Origin of the sequence: Streptomyces sp. NBC_01304, assembly GCF_035975855.1 — a bacterium.
GTDB lineage: Bacteria > Actinomycetota > Actinomycetes > Streptomycetales > Streptomycetaceae > Streptomyces.
On record NZ_CP109055.1, the window covers coordinates 10,230,333 to 10,248,006 of the forward strand.

Sequence of the window (17,674 nt, forward strand, 5' to 3'; positions counted from 1 at the left end):
CTACTCGACGCGGCGCAACGCGTCCGCGGGCCGCAGCCGGGAGGCGCGCCAGCCGCCGAAGGCGCCCGCGACGAGACCGCCGCCGACCGCCAGGCCGACCGCGAGGCCGATCGTGGCCAGGCTGACCGGTGCGCTGAGCGCGATGTCGAGGCTCTGGGCCGCGCCCTGGCGCAGGCCGCCGCCACCGGGGCCCGCGATGTTCAGGGCGGGGCCGCCGCCGCCCGTCATCCCCGTGGAGCCGCCGAGTTCGGCGGTGAGCGTGGGGGAGATCGTCGTCACCAGGTACGCGCCGCCGAGCCCGACCGCGATGCCGAGCGCGCCGCCGAGCAGCCCGTTGACAAGTGCCTCGCCGACGACCTGGCGGGTGACCCGGCCGGACTTCCAGCCGAGCGCCTTGAGCGTGCCGAACTCGCGGACGCGCCGGCTGACCGCCGACGAGGTGAGCAGCCCGGCCACCAGGATGGCGGCGAACAGCACCGCGTACGACAGCCACTTGCCGACGTTCGCGGCGAGATCCGATGCGGTGTCCAGCGAGCCGGAGACGGTCTTGGCGAGGTCGGCCGAGGTGGTGACGGTGGTGCCGGTGACGTTCTTCTGGATGGCGCTCTTGACGGCCCCGATCTGCTGCGAGTCGGACGCCTTGACGTAGACCGTGGTGACCTTGTCCTTGGCGTCGGCGAGGGTCTGGGCCTGCTTGAGCGGGATGTAGACGTTGGCGGCGGACTGCCCGCGGTCGGCGGTGGCGATGCCGGCGACCTCGAACTTCACCCCCTTGATCTTCAGGGTGTCGCCGGTCTTCAGGTCCTCGGTCTTGGCGTACGCGCTGTCGACGACCGCGACCTTCGCGTTGGTCTCGGACGTCTTGAAGGTGCGTCCCTCGGACACGGTCGAGGAGGTCAGCGGGCCGAGCGCGGGCTCGGTGACATCGGTGCCGAAGACGGTGAAGGAGTTGACGTCGAAGTCGGCGCCGCCGCCACGGACTTCACCGCTCGGAGCGCCGGAGGTGCCGCCCTTGCCGCCGCCCGGTCCGCCGCCGCCCTGCTGCGCGGACTCGTCCTGCTTGAACTCGCCGCGCTTGAACTCCCCGCTCACCTTGAGGTTGGTGAGGCTGAGCCCGCCGACCGCGTCCGCGACGCCGTCCTGCTGCGCGACCGTGGCGACGGTGGTGGACTTCAGGGTCTCAAAGCCCTGGACCATGAGGCGGTCGCTGGACTGCTCGCCGTCGTCGCCCTCCTCGCGGGCATCGAACTCGAAGCGCGGCCGTGACGGCTGCTCGCCCTCCTTGGGCTGCTCCTGGGCCTTGGTGACGGTCATGTCCGTGCCGAGCCCGTACAGGGACTGCAGGACGTTGTCCTGGGCCTGGCTCATGCCCGCGGACACGGAGTTGACGACGATGACGAGCGCGATGCCGAGCGCGAGCCCGGAGGCGACGACGAGCGCCGCCTTTCTGCGACGGCGCAGTTCACGCCTCAGGTAGGTGAAGAACATGCGGCAGACGGTAGGGAGACGGTGTGAAGGAGGGATGGGAGCAGTCTGAGAGCAGCATGAGACGGCTTAACCGCCGCCTACCTCGGGCGGATCGCCGTCCGCCTCGCAGGGATCGCCGCCCACCTGGAGCGGATCAGAGCGCGTCGCGCCGTTGCAGCCAGGTCGTCGCGATCCAGCCCGGCACGATCGGCAGCCAGAAGGTGAGGAGCCGGAACAGGATCACCGCGGAGAACGCGACGGAGCCGCTGATCCCGGTCGCGGCCGCCAGGCCACCGGAGAGGACCGCCTCCACGGCGCCCAGGCCGCCGGGCGTGGGCACGATCGACCCGGCGGACTTGCCGATGAGGAACACGACCGCGACGGTCGCGAAGTCGATCTGCTTGCCTTCGGGTGCGAACGCGCAGACCGACGCCCACAGCGACAGGCTGCCGCACAGCGGCAGCAGGAACGCGCCGCCGACGCCCACGGCCAACTTCCGCGGATTGTGCAGCAGTTCCAGCATCCGCGGCCCGACCCCGGTGAAGACCGGCTTGACGCGCGTGACGACGAACTTGCGCAGTGCGGGCACGGCCGCCACCACCAGGCACAGCACGGCCACCGCGAGCAGCACCGTCACGATCACCGACGACGGCGGCAGATGGGCGCTCGCCGACGACCCGGAGATCGAGCCGAGCAGCATCACCAGGAGCAGGAACGCCGCGAACGCCACCACCTGCGAGGCCGCGATGCTGGTCACCGCGAGCGCGGAGGCGATGCCGGCCTTCTGCAGGAACCGGGTGTTGACCGCGACCCCGCCGACGGCGGCCGGCGTCACCAGCGTCACGAACGACCCGGCGATCTGCGCCAACAGCAGCCGTACGCGCGGCAGATGCTGCGGGACGAACCCGGCGAGCCCCATCGCCGCGGCGACATAGCCGAGTGCGGTCCCGACCAGGGCCAGCGCGGCCCACGGCCAGGACATGCCCTTGAAGATGTTGCCGATCGGCTGCCCGGAGAACTGCCCGATCAGGAAGTACACGGCGACCGCGCCGCCGAGCGCCGACAGGATCGTCCGCGGCCGCAGCCGCTCAAGGCTCACCGCCTTGGGCTGCGGCCCCTCCGGCTGGAACGCCAGGATCTCCTTGCTGACGCCTTCGAGGGCGCCCTTGTGCTTGCGCAGCCGCGCCCGCGTCTCCTGCGTGAACGCGGCGGGCCGCAGCAGCGGCAGCACCGAGGCCACCACGTCGTCACCGAGGACCTGGCGGGCGACGCCCACCGAGCGTTCGGCGCCCACCCGGGTGGCCAGCATCACCATCAACTCGGCGTCGTCAAGCCGGTGTTGCAGCGAGGAAGCGGCCACCTCGCCGGCCTCCAGGCGCGTCAGCCACACCTGTCCCGCGTCGTCGATGAGGAAGGCGCCGACACTCAGGCGCCGATGGCTGATCTGGTGCCGGTGCAGCTTGGCCACCACCCGCCACATCCGCCCGAGGAGCTCATCGGTCAGCTCCCCTTCCGCCAGCTCGTCCAACGTACGCCCGTCGACCCGCTCATAGGCGAGCAGCACGGCGTCCGGGCTGAGCTTGCGCACCGCGGCGAGGTGCGGGGTGCGGATGCCGCAGTCGGCCACCGCCAGCGCGAGCAGGGTGCGCTGCTCCACCACATGCTGGAGCGAGAAGAGTCCCTGGCCCTGGCTCTGCGCGGGCCGGCGCAGGCGCAGCCGCTGATAGAGGCGGTACGCGAGGCCGGCGGTGGCGCGATTGCGGTCCAGGACGGTCACGGAGAGGCGCCGGCCGCCCTCGATGGTCGCCTCGTAACGGCGGTTCCCCGCCGGGCCGTTGGCGATGCGTTCACATGTCGCGGGCGGCAGCTCCGCCTCGGCCAGCGCCGCCGAGACCGCCGCGTCGGGCGGCGCGAGATCGGGACTGCCCCGCCACCAGCGCACCCCGAACGCGGCCGTGCGCCCGAGGACGAAGCTCACGATCAGCCCGATCAGGGTGATGCGATGCTCGACCAGGACCGCCGCCGCGGTGATCACCAGGGCGCCCCAGGCCGCGTTGCGCAGGACGAGCCGGTCGCCGAAGCCGACCACGGTGATGAAGGCGACCACGGTCGCGATGTACAGATGGACGGGCTCGACGTTCCCGCCGTCCGGGTGCGCCCGGGTCAGGGCCCTGCGGATCGCGTCGGGCGCGGGCCCGAGGACGTACAGATTGATGCCGAGCGCGACGAGATACGTACCGAGGGCGGCAAGCACCCCGTCGGCGACGAGTCGTCCCTCGCGCCGCATCAGTCGCTCCACGGCGGCAAGCGCGGGGGCCACCGCCATGGCCACGCCGGCCGCGAAGACCACCGGGCCGATCAGCAGGTTCGGCACGGTCCGCTCGAGTGCGGCGAAGGCCACGAGCAGCGCGATGCCCACCGCTCCGAGGGTGAACCGCATGCGGTCCACCGGGCGGCGGATCAGGCGGGAGCCGTCGGCCGCGGTGGCGCGCACGTCACCGGTCGGACCGTCGGGCTCATCTCTGCCGAACACCGCCATCAGCGTCCGCCGCTCCCGTCGAGTTCCGCCATGCTCATTGCTTGCGAAGATCGTTCCATGGGGAGCCCGGTGTCGCCCGAGGGGAGCGGCCCGTCCCGGTGGGTACCGAGGACTGGTGTGGGCCGTTCAGGTGAGAGGGGTGAGGGGCCTCTGAGGCTCAGGCCTCGACGGGCGCGGCCCGCCGTCCGGAGCGGCCCTGCAGCAGCACCACGGCGAGCACGGCCGCCGCGAGCAGACCCAGCGCCGCCAGCGCGGGCACCACCACGACCAGGGCTCCCGCCGCCAGACAGCCGAGCCCGCCCGCGACCAGCACCCACGACGGGCGCCTGCCGACCCGCCACAGGATCGCCGCGGCACCCAGGAGGAACACGCCCACCCCGCCGGTCAGCGACCAGGCCACCAGGCCGTGCAGCGGCTCGGTCAGGGCGTAGTGCTCGTTGTCGGCTATCTGGTGCAGGGCCTTCTTCATGCCGAGCGCCGCGAACACGACACCGGCGACCAGCGGCAGATGCAGGAAGGTGTACGTGTCCCGGGCGATGACCGTCCGCGCGTCGCCGGTCAGGGCGGACATCGCGTGCTCGGCCCGCTCGCTCAACTCCTGGAAGTACAGCCGCCACAGACCGGCCACGACCAGCAGCCCCGTGGCCGCCGCGACGATCACTGGCACGGAGATGGCCTCCGCCGCGACACCCACACCGATCGCGACGATCGACTCCCCGAGCGCGATGATCACGATCAGCCCGTGCCGCTCCGCGAAGTGCCCGGGCGAGGCGACCCGCCAGCCCTTCGAACCGGTGATGTAGATGCCGCTGTAGTCGACGACCACGGCCGCGAGCCAGATCAGGATCTGGGTGAGACCCGTGAAGAAGCTGCCCACGAGCAGCAGCACGAACGGCGGCGCCACCGAGAGCATCGCGGTACGCCGGATCGTGGCGTGCAGCGCCTGGTCGTCCGGATCGGAGACCCAGTACGTGGCGAGGTGCAGCAGCCGCACCGCGCCGTAACAGACCACGAACACCAACGGCCCGTACAGGCCACCGGACTTGTCCTCGAACACCTCCGGCACGGTCAGCGAGACGACCAGCACGACCGCCATCACCGCGACCAAAACACCGAACATCGCCCCCGAGTCGGCGCGCACCACGTTGCCCAGCCAGGAGAAGCAGCACCAGCACCACCACAGCAGCGCGAGCACCACGAAGCCGCCGAGCATGAGCTCGGCGCTGGTGTGGTGCGCCATCAGCGCGGTGACCTGAGTGATCGCGTACACGAAGACCAGGTCGAAGAAGAGTTCCGCCGACGTGACGCGATGCGCGTCGTCCGTGGCGACCATGCGTGATTCATCCCTGCCCATGGCCATAGGGCCCTCCCCGCCGACTGCCCCCGACCCCCACGGCCTGGCTCCAGGCGGAACAATAGGCCACGCCTGTGACATGCCGTACAGCCGGTCGATTCTGCCGCCGGGCAACCCGCCGGCCGTGCTCAGCCGCGTACCCGGCCGCCACGGCGTGCGACGTCGCGCCGCCCATGGTGACCTGGATAGATGAGCGCGATGAGCGACGGACCGATACCCGAAGGCAAGGCGGCCGCGGCCGCGACGGGCGGACCGGCACCCGGGGAGCCGGACCCCCGGCGCTGGTGGGGCCTGGTGGTGATCGCCATCGCGCAGCTCATGGTCGTCCTCGACGCGACCATCGTGAACATCGCCCTGCCCTCCGCCCAACGCGACCTGGGCATGTCGGACGGCAACCGGCAGTGGGTGATCACCGCCTACACCCTCGCCTTCGGCGGGCTGCTGCTGCTCGGCGGCCGCATCGCCGACCTCGTCGGCCGCAAACGGACCTTCATCATCGGCCTGATCGGCTTCGCCGGGGCCTCCGCGATCGGCGGCGCCGCCACCGGGCCCGGAATGCTCTTCGGCGCCCGCGCGCTGCAGGGCGTCTTCGCCGCCGTGCTCTCGCCGTCCGCGCTGTCGCTGCTCACCACGACGTTCACGGACCCCAAGGAGCGCGGCAAGGCGTTCGGGATCTACGGTGCGATGGCCGGCGGCGGTTCGGCGATCGGGCTGCTCGCCGGCGGGCTGCTCACCGAGTATCTGAACTGGCGCTGGTGCCTGTACGTCAACATCCCGATCGCCGCGATCGCGGTCATCGGCGCGATCATGATGCTGCACGACCGGCCCGGACACACCGGCGCCCGCCTCGACGCCCCCGGCGTGCTGCTCGGCTGCGGCGGACTCGTCGCCCTCGTCTACGGGTTCAGCGAGGCCCAACCGCGCGGCTGGACCGACGGGTTGGTCCTCGGCCTGTTCGCCGCGGCGGTCGTGCTGCTCGCGGGGTTCGTGTGGTGGCAGACGCGCGCCCCGAGCCCGCTCCTTCCGCTGCACATCATCAAGGACCGCAACCGCGCGGGCTGCTTCCTGACCATGGGTCTCGCGACCATCGGCATGTTCGCGCTGTTCCTGTTCCTGACGTACTACCTGCAGGGCATCCTCGAATACTCGCCGGTCAAGACGGGCCTGGCCTTCCTGCCCATGACGGCCGCGATCATCGTCGGCTCCACCCAGATCTCGGCCCGGCTGCTGCACCACGTGGCGCCGCGCATGCTGATGGTTCCCGGCATGCTGCTCGCCGCCCTCGGACTGCTGCTGCTCACCGGCCTGACCGTCGAGGGGGAGTACGCCACCCACGTCCTGCCCGGCATGCTCCTGACCGGCCTCGGCATGGGCCTCACCTTCATGCCGGTCTTCGCCACGGCCACCGCGGGCATCGCGCCGCAGGACTCCGGGGTGACCTCGGCGACGGTCAACACCGCCCAGCAGGTGGGCGGTTCGATCGGCACGGCACTGCTCAACACGATCGCGACCACGGCCTCGGCGACGTACATCGCCACGCATCTGCGGGACGTCGTCGCCAAGACGCACCAGCCGCCCACCGGCCCCGTCAAGCAACTGGTGACGGGCGAGGGCATCGTGCACGGCTATACGGTCGCCATCTGGTGGGCGGTCGGCATCATGCTCCTTGCCGGCCTGGTCGCCGGGGTGATGGTCACGGCGAAGGCGCCCAAGCACCATGAGCCGGCGGTGCCGGCGGCCGACTAGGCGGAGGTCCTGGACGGCGGTCCTGGAACGGAGGTCCGCCGGGAGGTCACAACCGTCTCGTGCGCAGCACGGCGGTGCGCATGGGCAGGGTGAACTCGCCCTCGGCGGTCTCCCGTCGGCTCGCGAGGAAGTCGCGGATCCGGCCGAGCGCTGCCTCGCGTTCCTGTTCCGGCATGACCAGCATCCCGGCGCGCGTGGCGAGCGTCGCGACGAGGGAGTCGGCCGTACGGAGCTGTCCGTGCGGGAAGTCGGCCTGCTCGGGCGAGCCGAACCGGGTGGCCGCGCCGGGCCTCGTGCCGGACTTCGGGCCGGTCTTCGGGCCGGTCTTCGGAAGGTGCATCTCTGCTGTCTCCGCGCGCCAACTGGCGGGCGTGTCACGGGGGCCGATGGCCGCGCTCCCGCTGACCCGGGCGAGCCCGGCCACCCAGTCGACCTCGTCGTCCAGCACGTTCCACAGGCCGGCCAGCACGCCGCCGGGTGCGAGGACCCTGGCGATCTCGGGTCCCGCGACGGCCATGTCGAACCAGTGCATGGCATTGCCGGCCACCACGGCATCCACGGCCCCGTCCGGCAGCGGAATCGCCTCGGCACTGCCCGGCGGCGCGTGGACGGTCGGCAGCGCGCGGCGCAGCTCGGCCAGCATCGCCGGGGCGGGCTCGACCGCGACGACCTCGGCGCCCAGCGCGAGCAGCGTGGCGGTCAGCTTGCCGGTCCCGGCGCCGAGGTCGAGCACACGCGGACCCGGCGCGGAATCGAGCGCCCAACGCAGCGCGTCCTGCGCGTAGTCGGGGCGGTGCTCGGCGTAGGCGAGGGCCGCCGCGCCGAACGACGAGGCGTGAAGTTGCCGCTCATCCTGAGCCGTCTGAGCCGTCTGAGCCGTCTGAGCCGTCTGAGACACCTGATCCGTGTGATCCATCCGGCGACCGTATCGGCGCGACTCACGGTCGGCCAGGCCAAGTCAGGTCTGTTCGGCTCGCGTCAGCCCGCGCAGCGCCTTGCGGTCGAGCTTGCCGACGCTGGTCAGGGGCAGTCGGTCCAGGACGTGCACCTCACGCGGGTACTTGTGCGCGGACAGCTGCGTACGGGCGTACGTCCCCAACTCGCCGTCGTCCAGGGAGCAGCCGGGCCGCAGCGCGACGAAGGCCACCACCTCCTCGCCGAGGCGCGGATCGGGCTGGCCGACCACCGCGGCGGCGGCCACCTTGGGGTGGGTGAGCAGGGCGTCCTCGACGTCGCGCGGGTAGACGTTGAAGCCGCCGCGCAGGATCAGGTCCTTCTTGCGGTCGACGATGAACAGGAAGCCCTCGTCGTCGAGGGTGCCGATGTCGCCGGTCTGCAGCCAGCCGTCGCGCAGCGCCTGCGCGGTCTGCTCCGGGGAGTGCCAGTAGCCGCTCATCACGCCGGCGGAGCGTACGCAGATCTCGCCGGGGGAGCCCGCGGGCACGGCCCGGCCCTCGTCGTCGCGTATCTCGATGGCGTACCCGGGAAGCGGCAGCCCGACCGAACCGGGCCGGATCCGCCCCGGCCGGGTGGTGGCGATGACCGAGCCGGACTCGGTGCAGCCGTAGCCCTCCAGGATCTCGCTGCCCGGCACCACCCGCTCCCACTCGGCGCGGACCTCCGCGGGCAGCGGAGCCGCCCCGCTCGCCACATGGCGCAGCTCCGAGAGGTCGGCCTTCTCCAGCGGCTGCGCGAGCAGCATCTGGATCATGCTGGGCACGAGGGTGGTGCGCTGGACGCGGTACTCCTGGGCCAGGGCCAGCCACTCGGCCGGGGCGAACCAGCGCTGCAGGATGGCGAGTTGGGGCTCGACGGCATGCCAGCCGACCAGTGTCACGATCAGCCCGTACGCGTGCGAGAGGGGCAGCGGGATCAGGGTCCGGTTGATGCCTTCGGCCAGTCCGTCCTCCTGGCCGGCCTGGTGGGTGCTCGCCGCGCAGGAGCGCAGGTTGCGGTGGCTGAGCATGACGCCCTTGGCGCGGCCCGTGGTTCCGCCGGTGTAGAGCAGTGCGGCCAGCTCGTCGTCGCCGCGCAGCACGATGTCGGCCGGGGCGGCCGATTCCAGGTCCGCGAACGCCGTCAGCCGCACCCCGCCCGGCAGGTCCGGGGTCCCGTCCGGCGCCTCGCCCACGAGCACGACTTGACGCAGGGCGGGCGCGGCAGGCGCCGCCGCGGCGATCGTGGGCAGCAACTCCGGGCTCGTCACGACGACTTGGGCCCCCGAGTCCGCCAGGATGTGGCCGAGCTCCGTCCCCGACACCAGGAACATCACCGGCGTCACCACCCCACCGGCCCGCCAGACGGCGTTGTACGTGATGCCGACCTCGGGACAGTTGGCCATCAGGGCCACCACCCGGTCCCCGGGCCGCACCCCGAGCTGCGTCAGTCCGGCACCGACCCGCCGGGCGCGCTCCGCCAACTGCCCAGAGCGATAGGTGTGCCGGTCATAGACGAGTGCGTCGTGATCGCCGAGCCGCTCCAGGGCGGACTCGGCGAGCAGGGCGAGGTTCAGGGTGTGATCGAGAAGCATGGAGACGCCTGCCTTCTGTGGACCGGCTTGCCTTCTGGTGACCGTTGCGTACGACTGACTCGTGGTGGACGAGTGCACCGCCGTGCACAGCTGACCGCTGCCTGCAACATGCCAGTCCACGCCGGGACTTCGACAGTGGTGTGCAGGCACCTGTGTGCCGGCCGGGGCGGGCGGAGCGCCGGCCGGGCGTTCGCGCATGTCCGGACCTGATGGTCAACTGGTGCACTAGCGTGGGTATATGGCGCTGCATCAGCATCAGGACCGACCATGGCGGGTGCGGATCGACGACGAGCGGGGCGTACCGCGGGGCGCGGGAGTGCTGCTCGACGAGCATCGGGTGCTGACCTGCGCCCACGTGGTCAAGAACGCCGCGGCGCACCCCGGGGGAGCCGCGGCGCACGTGCGGGTCAAGAGCGTGGCGTGCCGCCCGGAGTGGTCCCGCACCGCGCGCGTCGCCCCGGGCACCTGGGTGTACCGCGACGGCACGCGGCGCGGTGACGTGGTCCTGCTCGAACTCGACGAGCCGCCCGGCTGCGATGCCCGTACCAAGCTGTGGAAGGTGCCCATCTCCGGCGGCAGGGTGCGCGTCTACGGCTTCCCGGGAGTCGAGCCGGACGGGGTAGGGGTGGACGCCGAACTGGCGGGCTCCGGTGGCCGCGAGGGGGAATGGGGGCTGCTCAAGCGGATGGGCGAGGGCGACCCCTGGATCGAGGAAGGCTACTCGGGCGCCGGGGCGATGGCGCTGGACGGAGCGTTCGCGGACCGCGTGGTCGGCATCGTGGTCGCCGACTACGTCAACGACGGCGCCAAGGCGGCCTGGATGCTGCCGACCGAGCGGATCCTGTCCTATCTGCCGCAGCTCGCCACCCTGACCGGCGGTGACCGCACCGTCGACCTGGGATCCGCCGACGGAGACCTGCCCGGCGAACTGCTCGACGACCCGCTGCAGCTCGCGCTGACCCGGGAGCTGACCCGGCTGCTCGCCGCGGACCGGGCGGGCACCGTCGTCGTCGGCACCGGCAGTGCGACCGGTGCCGGCTCCTCGTGGCTGGTGCGCCTCGCGCGTACGTCGGACCCGGCAGCGCACTCCGACGCGCAGGACGACCGGGACCGGCCCGGCGGCACGCCGAGCGGGACCGTCCTGGGGTTCGGCGCCATCGACGCCGCCTACGACGCGCGGGGCAAGTCGACGGACGACGTACGCGCCTATCTGTCGAGCCGGTTCGGGCTCGGCGGGAACGGCGGCATCGGCGACCTGTTGCACATGCTGCTGCACCGGCGGCCGCCGCCCTGCCTGGTGGTGGACGGCATCGACCGGGCCGCCGACTGCGCCGGCCTTGTCGCCGATCTCCTCGCGCCACTGGCCCTGCGTGCGCGCACCCGCGGATTGCGGCTCGTCCTCGGCTTCGAGGGACCGCCGCCCGACGACCTGCCGTACGACACCTACCTCGACCCGACACCCCTGGCCGGCCCGGCCAGGGCGCGGACGGTCACCGACGACGAGGCCCGGGCGGCGGTCGACCGGCTGGCCGACGCCGAGGACGAAGCCCTCGTACTGCACAGGTCGGGGGCGAAGTTCCTGGCGCCGCCGCGCCTGCCGGCGGGCCAGGCACCCCGACTGCGCGTACGCCTCGCCACCGCCCGGACCACCCACCCCAACCCGGAACTCGCAGCAGTCAAGGAACAGGCCGAGGCCGCCCGCACGGCCGTCGTCCGCAGCGACGACGCACTGCGGCAGATGAACGCCGAACACGAAGAACTCAGCGTCCGCCTGGAGCTGCACCGGGTACGGGCCGCGCGGCTGGTCGGCGCCGAGGACCTGCAGCTCGGGAAGCTCTACGTGGCCGCGGCCCGCGCACTGCAGAGCGTTCCCGTGGACCTCGCGGCAGCCAGGAGACGGGTCCCCAGATACATCGAGGCAGTCAACAGCCGCACCGGCGAAGGAGGTTGAGGCGATGACGGCGTGCAACCGCCCCCAGTGCGGGCGCGGCACCATCGACGAGCAGGGGTTCTGCACCGTGTGCGACAGGGAGCCGCTGCCGCCGGGCGACGGCCCCGAGGTAGAGCAGCCGACATCGGAGAGACCGGCGAGCACCGGCGTGGCCCGGGTGCGTCCGGACCCCTGGTACGGGCTCGCCCTCGTCGACGACGACCCGCTGCCCGACGCCCCGGCGGCCGACGCGAAGGTGGATGGTGCGACGGCGGCCGATGCCCCGGAGGACGGGCAGGAGGAGCAGCCCGACATCGGACCCCTTGCCGAGGAGCACCGCTACTGCGCCGCCCCGGGCTGCCCGGAGCGCGTCGGGCGCGGCCACGGAGGCGAGCCGGGGCGGACCGTCGGCTTCTGCGCGCACTGCGGCACACGCTTCGACTTCCGCAAGGTCGACGACCTCGTCATCGCCGGGCGCTACGAGGTCCGCCGCCTGCTCGGCCAGGGATCGTACGGCGTGGCGTACCTCGCGTACGACCGTAATCTCGCCACCCGTGTGGTCGTCAAGGAGTTGCGTACGTCTTTGCAGTCGGGCAGGGAACGCGACGTGCTGAAGGGACTGCGGCACGACGCCGTCGTCCGCATCCTGGGCCACGAGCTGGAGGACGGGCGCAACTACCTCGTCCTCGAGTACATCCCCGGCACCGGCTTTTCGGCACTGCCCGACGACCGCCTCGAGAACCTCCTCGCGCACGGCGTGCGGGTGCTGCAGGCGCTCGACTACCTGCACGCCCGGGGCCTGCTGCACTGCGACGTCAAACCCCTGAACATCGTCCGCTTCCACGAGGTGGCGCCCTTCGGCCGGCTCGACCGGGTGCGGCTCATCGACTTCGGCGCGGTGCGGTCCGTGACGGACCGAACCCCCCTCGCCGAATACACCGAGCGGTACGCACCGCTGGCGGGGGACGCGGAGTACGGGAAGACCGGCCCCACCCCCGGATTCGACCTGTACGGAATCGGCATGACACTGAAGGAGGTGTGCCGAACCCACCTGACGGACCACTCGGCAGTCGGCGTCCGCTCGCTCAACCTGCTCCTGGAGCGGGCGACGAACCCCAACGGGCCCTCGTGGCGGTTCACTTCGGCACGCCAGTTCGGCGAGCAGCTCAGCGGTGTGATCCGCCAGATCGTGGCGGCACCGCAGGCCGGCCGCCGCGTGGCACGCCCCTCGGCCCTGTTCGGCTCCCTCACCGAATCGCTGCACGGCGGCATCGGCGAGGCCCGGCCGCTCGGCCACTGGATCAGAGCCGGCCTGGACGGAGCAGGCCCGGGCGAGGCGGCTGCCGGAGCGGACGGCGGCGTACTGACCCTGCCGCCGCCGTTCTCCCCGCCCGGCCCGCACGCGATCGCCGCGGCGCTCCCGATCCCCCTTGAGGATCCGGACGACCGTACGGTGACCGAGGCCGCGACGAGGCAACTGGCCGAGAGCCGCGACGCGTTGCGGCGCAGGGACACCGACCGCGCCCAGCAGGCCCTGGCGCGGGCGAGGCTGCCCGAGGGCCACTGGCTGCACGCCTGGTTCGCCGCCCTGATCGCCCTCGTCCGCCAGGACGTCGCAGGCGCCGCGCGGCAGTTCACCGTCGTGCGCGCCGCACTCCCGGGCGAACTGATCCCCCAGATCTCGCTCGGCCTGTGCGCCGAACACGCCGGCGACCACGTCGCCGCCGAGTCGTACTACGCCACCGCCTTCGGCACCACCCCGGCCCTCGGGGCGGCCGGGTTCGGTCTGGCCCGCGTCGTCTTCCGTACCAAAGGCGCGTCCGAGGCCGTACGGATCGTCGACGAGCTGCGCCAGGAGGACCGCTTCGCCCACGAGGCGCGGGTGGCGGCCTTCCGGTTCTCCGTGGCGGGGCTCGGACCCGAGGCCGCCGTGGCCGACCTGGCGCACGCGCGGGCGGAGCTCGAAACGCTGGACGTGGACGACGCGGACCATGCCGCGCTGCGTGCCGAGCTGCACCACGCGGAGTTCCAGCACCACGGCGACCGGCTCGCCCTCTCCGAGGCGGTACGCGACCTCGCGCGCCACTCGCTCAGCGAGCGCGACTACGTCGCCCTGGTCGACCTGGCCAACCGGCTGCGTCCCGAACTGGATTGGCCATGGCGCAGAGTGCGCGCACGACGGCCGCGGCCCGCGGCCGCCGACGCGGCGCAATGAAGCCGTTACGGACGGCAAACCGAGGCGCTACGCTCCTGCTGCCCACGGGGGGCACACGGGACGCGAAGCGGTCATGTGCGGCGAGGGGGTGGTGAGAGACCGATGCGGGACACCACGCATTCAGGACTGAACTTCACCGTGGAGGTGGACGCGCCGACGGAGCTGGCCTTCGACGCGACGCGGGCCGACGCCCTCCTCACGGTGCACGCCTCCTACGCCGACGAAGCCGCCGGAGACGCGGCCGGGAACGCCACGCGCAGCGCCGAGATCCTCATCATGGACCGGTCCCTGTCGATGGCGGGACTCGGCAAACTCGACGAGGCCAAGCGCGCGATCTGCGCCGCGGTCGACACCCTGCGCGACGGAACCCTCCTGGGGATCGTGGCCGGGCACCACCAGGCCGAAGTGGTCTACCCGCGCGGCGGCGGCCTCGCCCGCGTCGACTCCGCTGTCAAACGCGAGGCGAAGGGCCACGTCGTCGCCCAACTCCCCGAAGGCGGAACGGCGATCGGGCAGTGGCTGGCCTGCGCCCGTTCGCTCTTCGACACGTCCGCCGGGCCCGGCACCGTACGGCACGCCGTGCTCTACACCGACGGCAAGGACGAGCACGAGACCCGCGACGAGCTCGACGCCGTCCTCAGGGACTGCGCCGATCGCTTCACCTGTGACGTGCGCGGCCTCGGCGAGGACTGGCAGTACGCCGAGCTCCTTCGCATCACGGAGGCGCTGCAGGGCACCGCGGAAGCCATCATCGACGTCGCCGACCTCACCGAGGACTTCGTACGCCTCATGCATCAGGCTCAGCGCATTGTCGTGCCCCGGGCCTACTTGGGGCTGCGGATCAACTCGGTGTTCCGGCTGGAGTTCGTACGGCAGACGCGTCCTGTCCAGGCCGATCTGACGTCCCAGCGCCAGCAGTTCGGCGACGAGATCCACATCCCGCTCGGTGCGTGGTCCCCGGGCGACCGTCAGTATGAGATGTCGCTGCGCTTCGACCCCGAGGCGCTGCCCGTCGGCGAGAGACTGCGGGCCGCCCGCATCACGCTGCACACCGAACTGCCCGATGGACAGCGCCGGGTGTCCACCGCGTCGCCGCAGGCACTGGTCGTACGGCGGCACCATTCGATTCCGGACAATGACCATTTCTTCTTCGCCAACCGCACCCGGATCGAGAACGAGCGTGAGCTGGGCATGGCGATGCGGGCCTGCGTCGACGAGTACCTGCAGGGAAACCATCAGCGCGCGGACATGGAACTGCGCCAGGCGCTGCTCCTGGCCGAGCAGTTGGACGACCACGAGCAGGCGGCGCGGCTGCGCTCCGTGGCGGGCAGGGGCCCGGACAACCGGGCGATCGTACGTCGCAACGTGACTCGGGGAGAGCTGCAGCGGATCGGACTCGGCTCGACGAAGACCCGCCGTCCGCCCGCTGACGCGCTGCAACCGGACACGGTCGACGCCGCCACCGACACCCTCCACAGCCGCTGCCCGCACTGCGGCGCCGCGCTCCCTTCGGGCGTGGCCCGCTACTGCGAAGGATGCGGTCGTCAACTCGACGCGGGGAACGCCGAATGAGCGCGGCGAGTGGCACGAAGGAGGCGGCAACCGGCCCACTGGGCGCGGGGGCCGCGGCATGGGCGCGGCTGCGTGCCGCGCATCCGGTGGCGGTGCTGCGCTGGCTGCGCGCGGGTGTCCTTGCGATGGTGTGCGCGACCGCGGTCGTCTATCTCATGGTGGCCGGCGACGGGGGGCAGCAGATCACCTCTGCTCGGCGTGCTGACGCGGCGGTCAAGGACATCCGGGACGCACGCGTGGCGGCCAAGGACGCGGACAAGGCGCTCAAGGCCGTCGCGGACATCGGACAGATCCAACTGACCGGCACGGGCAATGAGTTCGCGAACGCCGCCGCGAGCATCAGCACCCTGGTCACGGCGGCGGCCCAGGGCAATGCGGCCGGAAAGCGTGGGACGAAGCAGATCTCGTACGTCCAGAACCAACTGACCGCATTTCAGCAGGCCGCTGACACAGCCGATGACTCCGCGGCCGGCAACCGAACGGGTGTGGGGCCCGCACGCACCGCACTGAACGCCCCGCACTTGAACGATCCCGAGACCAAGCAGCCCCTCGCCGGTACCGGCGGTTTGCGCGCCTCGCTGAAGGACCTGGAGCGTCTCCAGCGCGCGGGCCTCGAGCGACAGCGGGACGAGGGCTGGCTCGACCCCGTCCAACTCTGGTGCCTGGCCGCCCTGCCACCCGCGGTGATGCTGGCACTGGTCCTCGTCACCGGACGCCTCCTGGCGCGGCACTTCCACCGGTACGTCAGCCCACGTCTGCTCGCTGCGCTCGTGGTGACCACAGGCGTCGCGGTCACCACCGCGGCGCTCACCGCGCACGACGAGAACCGGCTGGCCGCCCAGCCCTGGGCCGGGGAACCGGGAGCCATGACCCTCGTGCTGTCCGCGCTCGCCGCGGCCGCGGTCCTGAACCACTTCGCGTACCGCCCCCGCCTCGCCGAGTACAGGTACCCGCGCCCATGACGAAGGCCACGACGAAGCCCAAGAGGCAGTCCACCACGCGGCACACCACAGCGCCCGGGCGCGGCATCGGCGCCCGATTGCTGCAACTCGCCCTGACCCTCGGACTGTTACTGATCGCGGCCGGGTGCGGCGCTCCGGCCGCGCCCGACCGGGTGACGATCATGGTTCCCTGGACGCAGCAGGACGAATTCCAGACCTTCTACTCCGTCATCAAGCAGTTCGAGGAAGACAACGAGGGCATCCAGGTCGACTTCCAGGTCACCCGGGCGCTCACCCAGCAGCTCGACGCCTCGGTGGCGGCGGGAGCCCCGCCGGACCTCGCCGTGCTGCCGAGCGTCGGCGCCATCGCCAAGTATGTGGGCAAGGAGCCGGTACTGCAGGAGCTCGACGAGGACACCGTCGACATCACCGCGTACCTACAGCCCTTCCGCGGACTGGCCCAGGTGAACGGCGCGACCTACGCGGTGCCGGTCAAGGTTGATGTCAAAAGCCTTGTCTGGTACGACCCCGGGACGACCGCGAAGCCGCCCACGGAACCGACCGGCGCTCTTGAGGCCTACGCCCGCGAGCCCGACCACGCCTGGTGCCTGGGACTCGCCTCGGGCCCGACCTCCGGCTGGCCCGGAGCCGACTGGATCGCCGACATCCTGCTCGCCGACGCCGGGGCCGACGCCTATGCGGGCTGGCTCTCCGGGACCAAGTCCTGGGAGTCCCCGGAGGTCAGGCAGGCATGGTCGCAGTGGCAGAGCCTGGTGGGAAGGGAGACGCTGAAGGAGGCGTCCTCCCTGGGCTTCGCCGAAGCCTCCAAGGACATGACTGAGGCCTCGCCCAAGTGTCAACTCGCCCATGGCGCACGCTCGGCCATGGCTTCAGACCTTCAGAAGGGCGACCGGTTCGCCTTCGCCCCGTCGGCCGCCCGACAGCCCCTCCAGGTGTCCGGCGACTTCATCGGCATGTTCACGGACGACAACCCGAGTGCGCGCGCCCTGCTCGCCTATCTCGCGGGCAGCCGCGCCCAGCAGGCATGGGTCGATGCGGAGGGTTCCTCCGCCTTCTCCGCGCACACCGAAGTGACGCGTTACGCCAACGCGGTTCAGCAGCGGATCGCCGAACTGATCCAGCCGCGGTCCCATCGCACGCTCTGCTTCAGCGCCGCCGACGTGATGCACCCCGATGTCGCCGCGGCCTTCTACCGGGCCGTCCTCCACTACGCCGACGGCACCGACGACGACCTGAAAGACCTGCTGAACGACCTCCAAGAGGTACAGGTCGGGCTGGGTAACTCTCCCGTTCCCGAGCGGAGCATCTGCGCCGCCCCGACCTGATCCGCACGCCGTACGAACCGCACCGGATCCGCGC

11 protein-coding genes are annotated in these 17,674 nt (G+C 71.8%); 6 read left to right on the top strand and 5 right to left on the bottom strand.

What is annotated here, in order from left to right; all coding sequences use genetic code 11:
- From OG430_RS45880 to OG430_RS45890, 3 genes are all read right to left on the bottom strand, one after another.
- Window positions 1-1,488: an ABC transporter permease gene (locus OG430_RS45880; protein WP_327358643.1), complete on the bottom strand. Its 1,488-nt coding sequence runs from the start codon at window positions 1,486-1,488 to the stop codon at window positions 1-3.
- Window positions 1,489-1,621: 133 nt separating this feature from the next.
- Window positions 1,622-4,000: a lysylphosphatidylglycerol synthase transmembrane domain-containing protein gene (locus OG430_RS45885; protein WP_327358644.1), complete on the bottom strand. Its 2,379-nt coding sequence runs from the start codon at window positions 3,998-4,000 to the stop codon at window positions 1,622-1,624.
- A gap of 163 nt (window positions 4,001-4,163) precedes the next feature.
- Entirely contained in the window at window positions 4,164-5,339 is a 1,176-nt protein-coding gene (locus OG430_RS45890; protein ID WP_327358647.1) for a low temperature requirement protein A, read from the bottom strand.
- A 219-nt stretch (window positions 5,340-5,558) separates the two neighbouring features.
- On the opposite strand from OG430_RS45890, the gene OG430_RS45895 reads away from it, so the two are divergent.
- A complete protein-coding gene (locus tag OG430_RS45895) occupies window positions 5,559-7,106 on the top strand; it encodes an MFS transporter (RefSeq protein WP_327358649.1) in 1,548 nt (515 codons plus the stop codon).
- Window positions 7,107-7,152: 46 nt separating this feature from the next.
- On the opposite strand, the gene OG430_RS45900 is transcribed toward OG430_RS45895, so the two are convergent.
- Together OG430_RS45900 and OG430_RS45905 are read right to left on the bottom strand one after the other, a co-directional pair.
- On the bottom strand, window positions 7,153-8,022 hold the full coding sequence (locus OG430_RS45900; RefSeq protein WP_327358650.1) for a class I SAM-dependent methyltransferase: 870 nt from the start codon (window positions 8,020-8,022) through the stop codon (window positions 7,153-7,155).
- A gap of 42 nt (window positions 8,023-8,064) precedes the next feature.
- Window positions 8,065-9,636 (bottom strand): class I adenylate-forming enzyme family protein, encoded by a 1,572-nt coding sequence (locus OG430_RS45905; protein WP_327358651.1) that lies wholly within the window; start codon window positions 9,634-9,636, stop codon window positions 8,065-8,067.
- A gap of 238 nt (window positions 9,637-9,874) precedes the next feature.
- Between OG430_RS45905 and OG430_RS45910 the strand changes: the two genes are divergently transcribed.
- From OG430_RS45910 to OG430_RS45930, 5 genes are all read left to right on the top strand, one after another.
- Window positions 9,875-11,587 carry a S1 family peptidase gene (locus tag OG430_RS45910; RefSeq protein ID WP_327358652.1) on the top strand — a complete coding sequence of 571 codons (1,713 nt, stop codon included), beginning with the start codon at window positions 9,875-9,877 and terminating at the stop codon, window positions 11,585-11,587.
- Between the two features lie 4 nt (window positions 11,588-11,591).
- On the top strand, window positions 11,592-13,781 hold the full coding sequence (locus OG430_RS45915; protein ID WP_327358653.1) for a tetratricopeptide repeat protein: 2,190 nt from the start codon (window positions 11,592-11,594) through the stop codon (window positions 13,779-13,781).
- 102 nt (window positions 13,782-13,883) lie between these two features.
- The gene (locus tag OG430_RS45920; RefSeq protein ID WP_327358654.1) at window positions 13,884-15,353 is read left to right on the top strand and encodes a VWA domain-containing protein; all 1,470 of its coding nucleotides are present in this window, start codon (window positions 13,884-13,886) and stop codon (window positions 15,351-15,353) included.
- Window positions 15,350-16,315, top strand: coding sequence for a hypothetical protein (locus OG430_RS45925; RefSeq protein ID WP_327358655.1), 966 nt, complete (start codon window positions 15,350-15,352; stop codon window positions 16,313-16,315). The genes OG430_RS45920 and OG430_RS45925 overlap by 4 nt, the downstream gene beginning before the upstream one ends.
- The gene (locus OG430_RS45930) at window positions 16,312-17,640 is read left to right on the top strand and encodes an ABC transporter substrate-binding protein (protein ID WP_327358656.1); all 1,329 of its coding nucleotides are present in this window, start codon (window positions 16,312-16,314) and stop codon (window positions 17,638-17,640) included. The genes OG430_RS45925 and OG430_RS45930 overlap by 4 nt, the downstream gene beginning before the upstream one ends.
- Window positions 17,641-17,674: the final 34 nt, after the last annotated feature.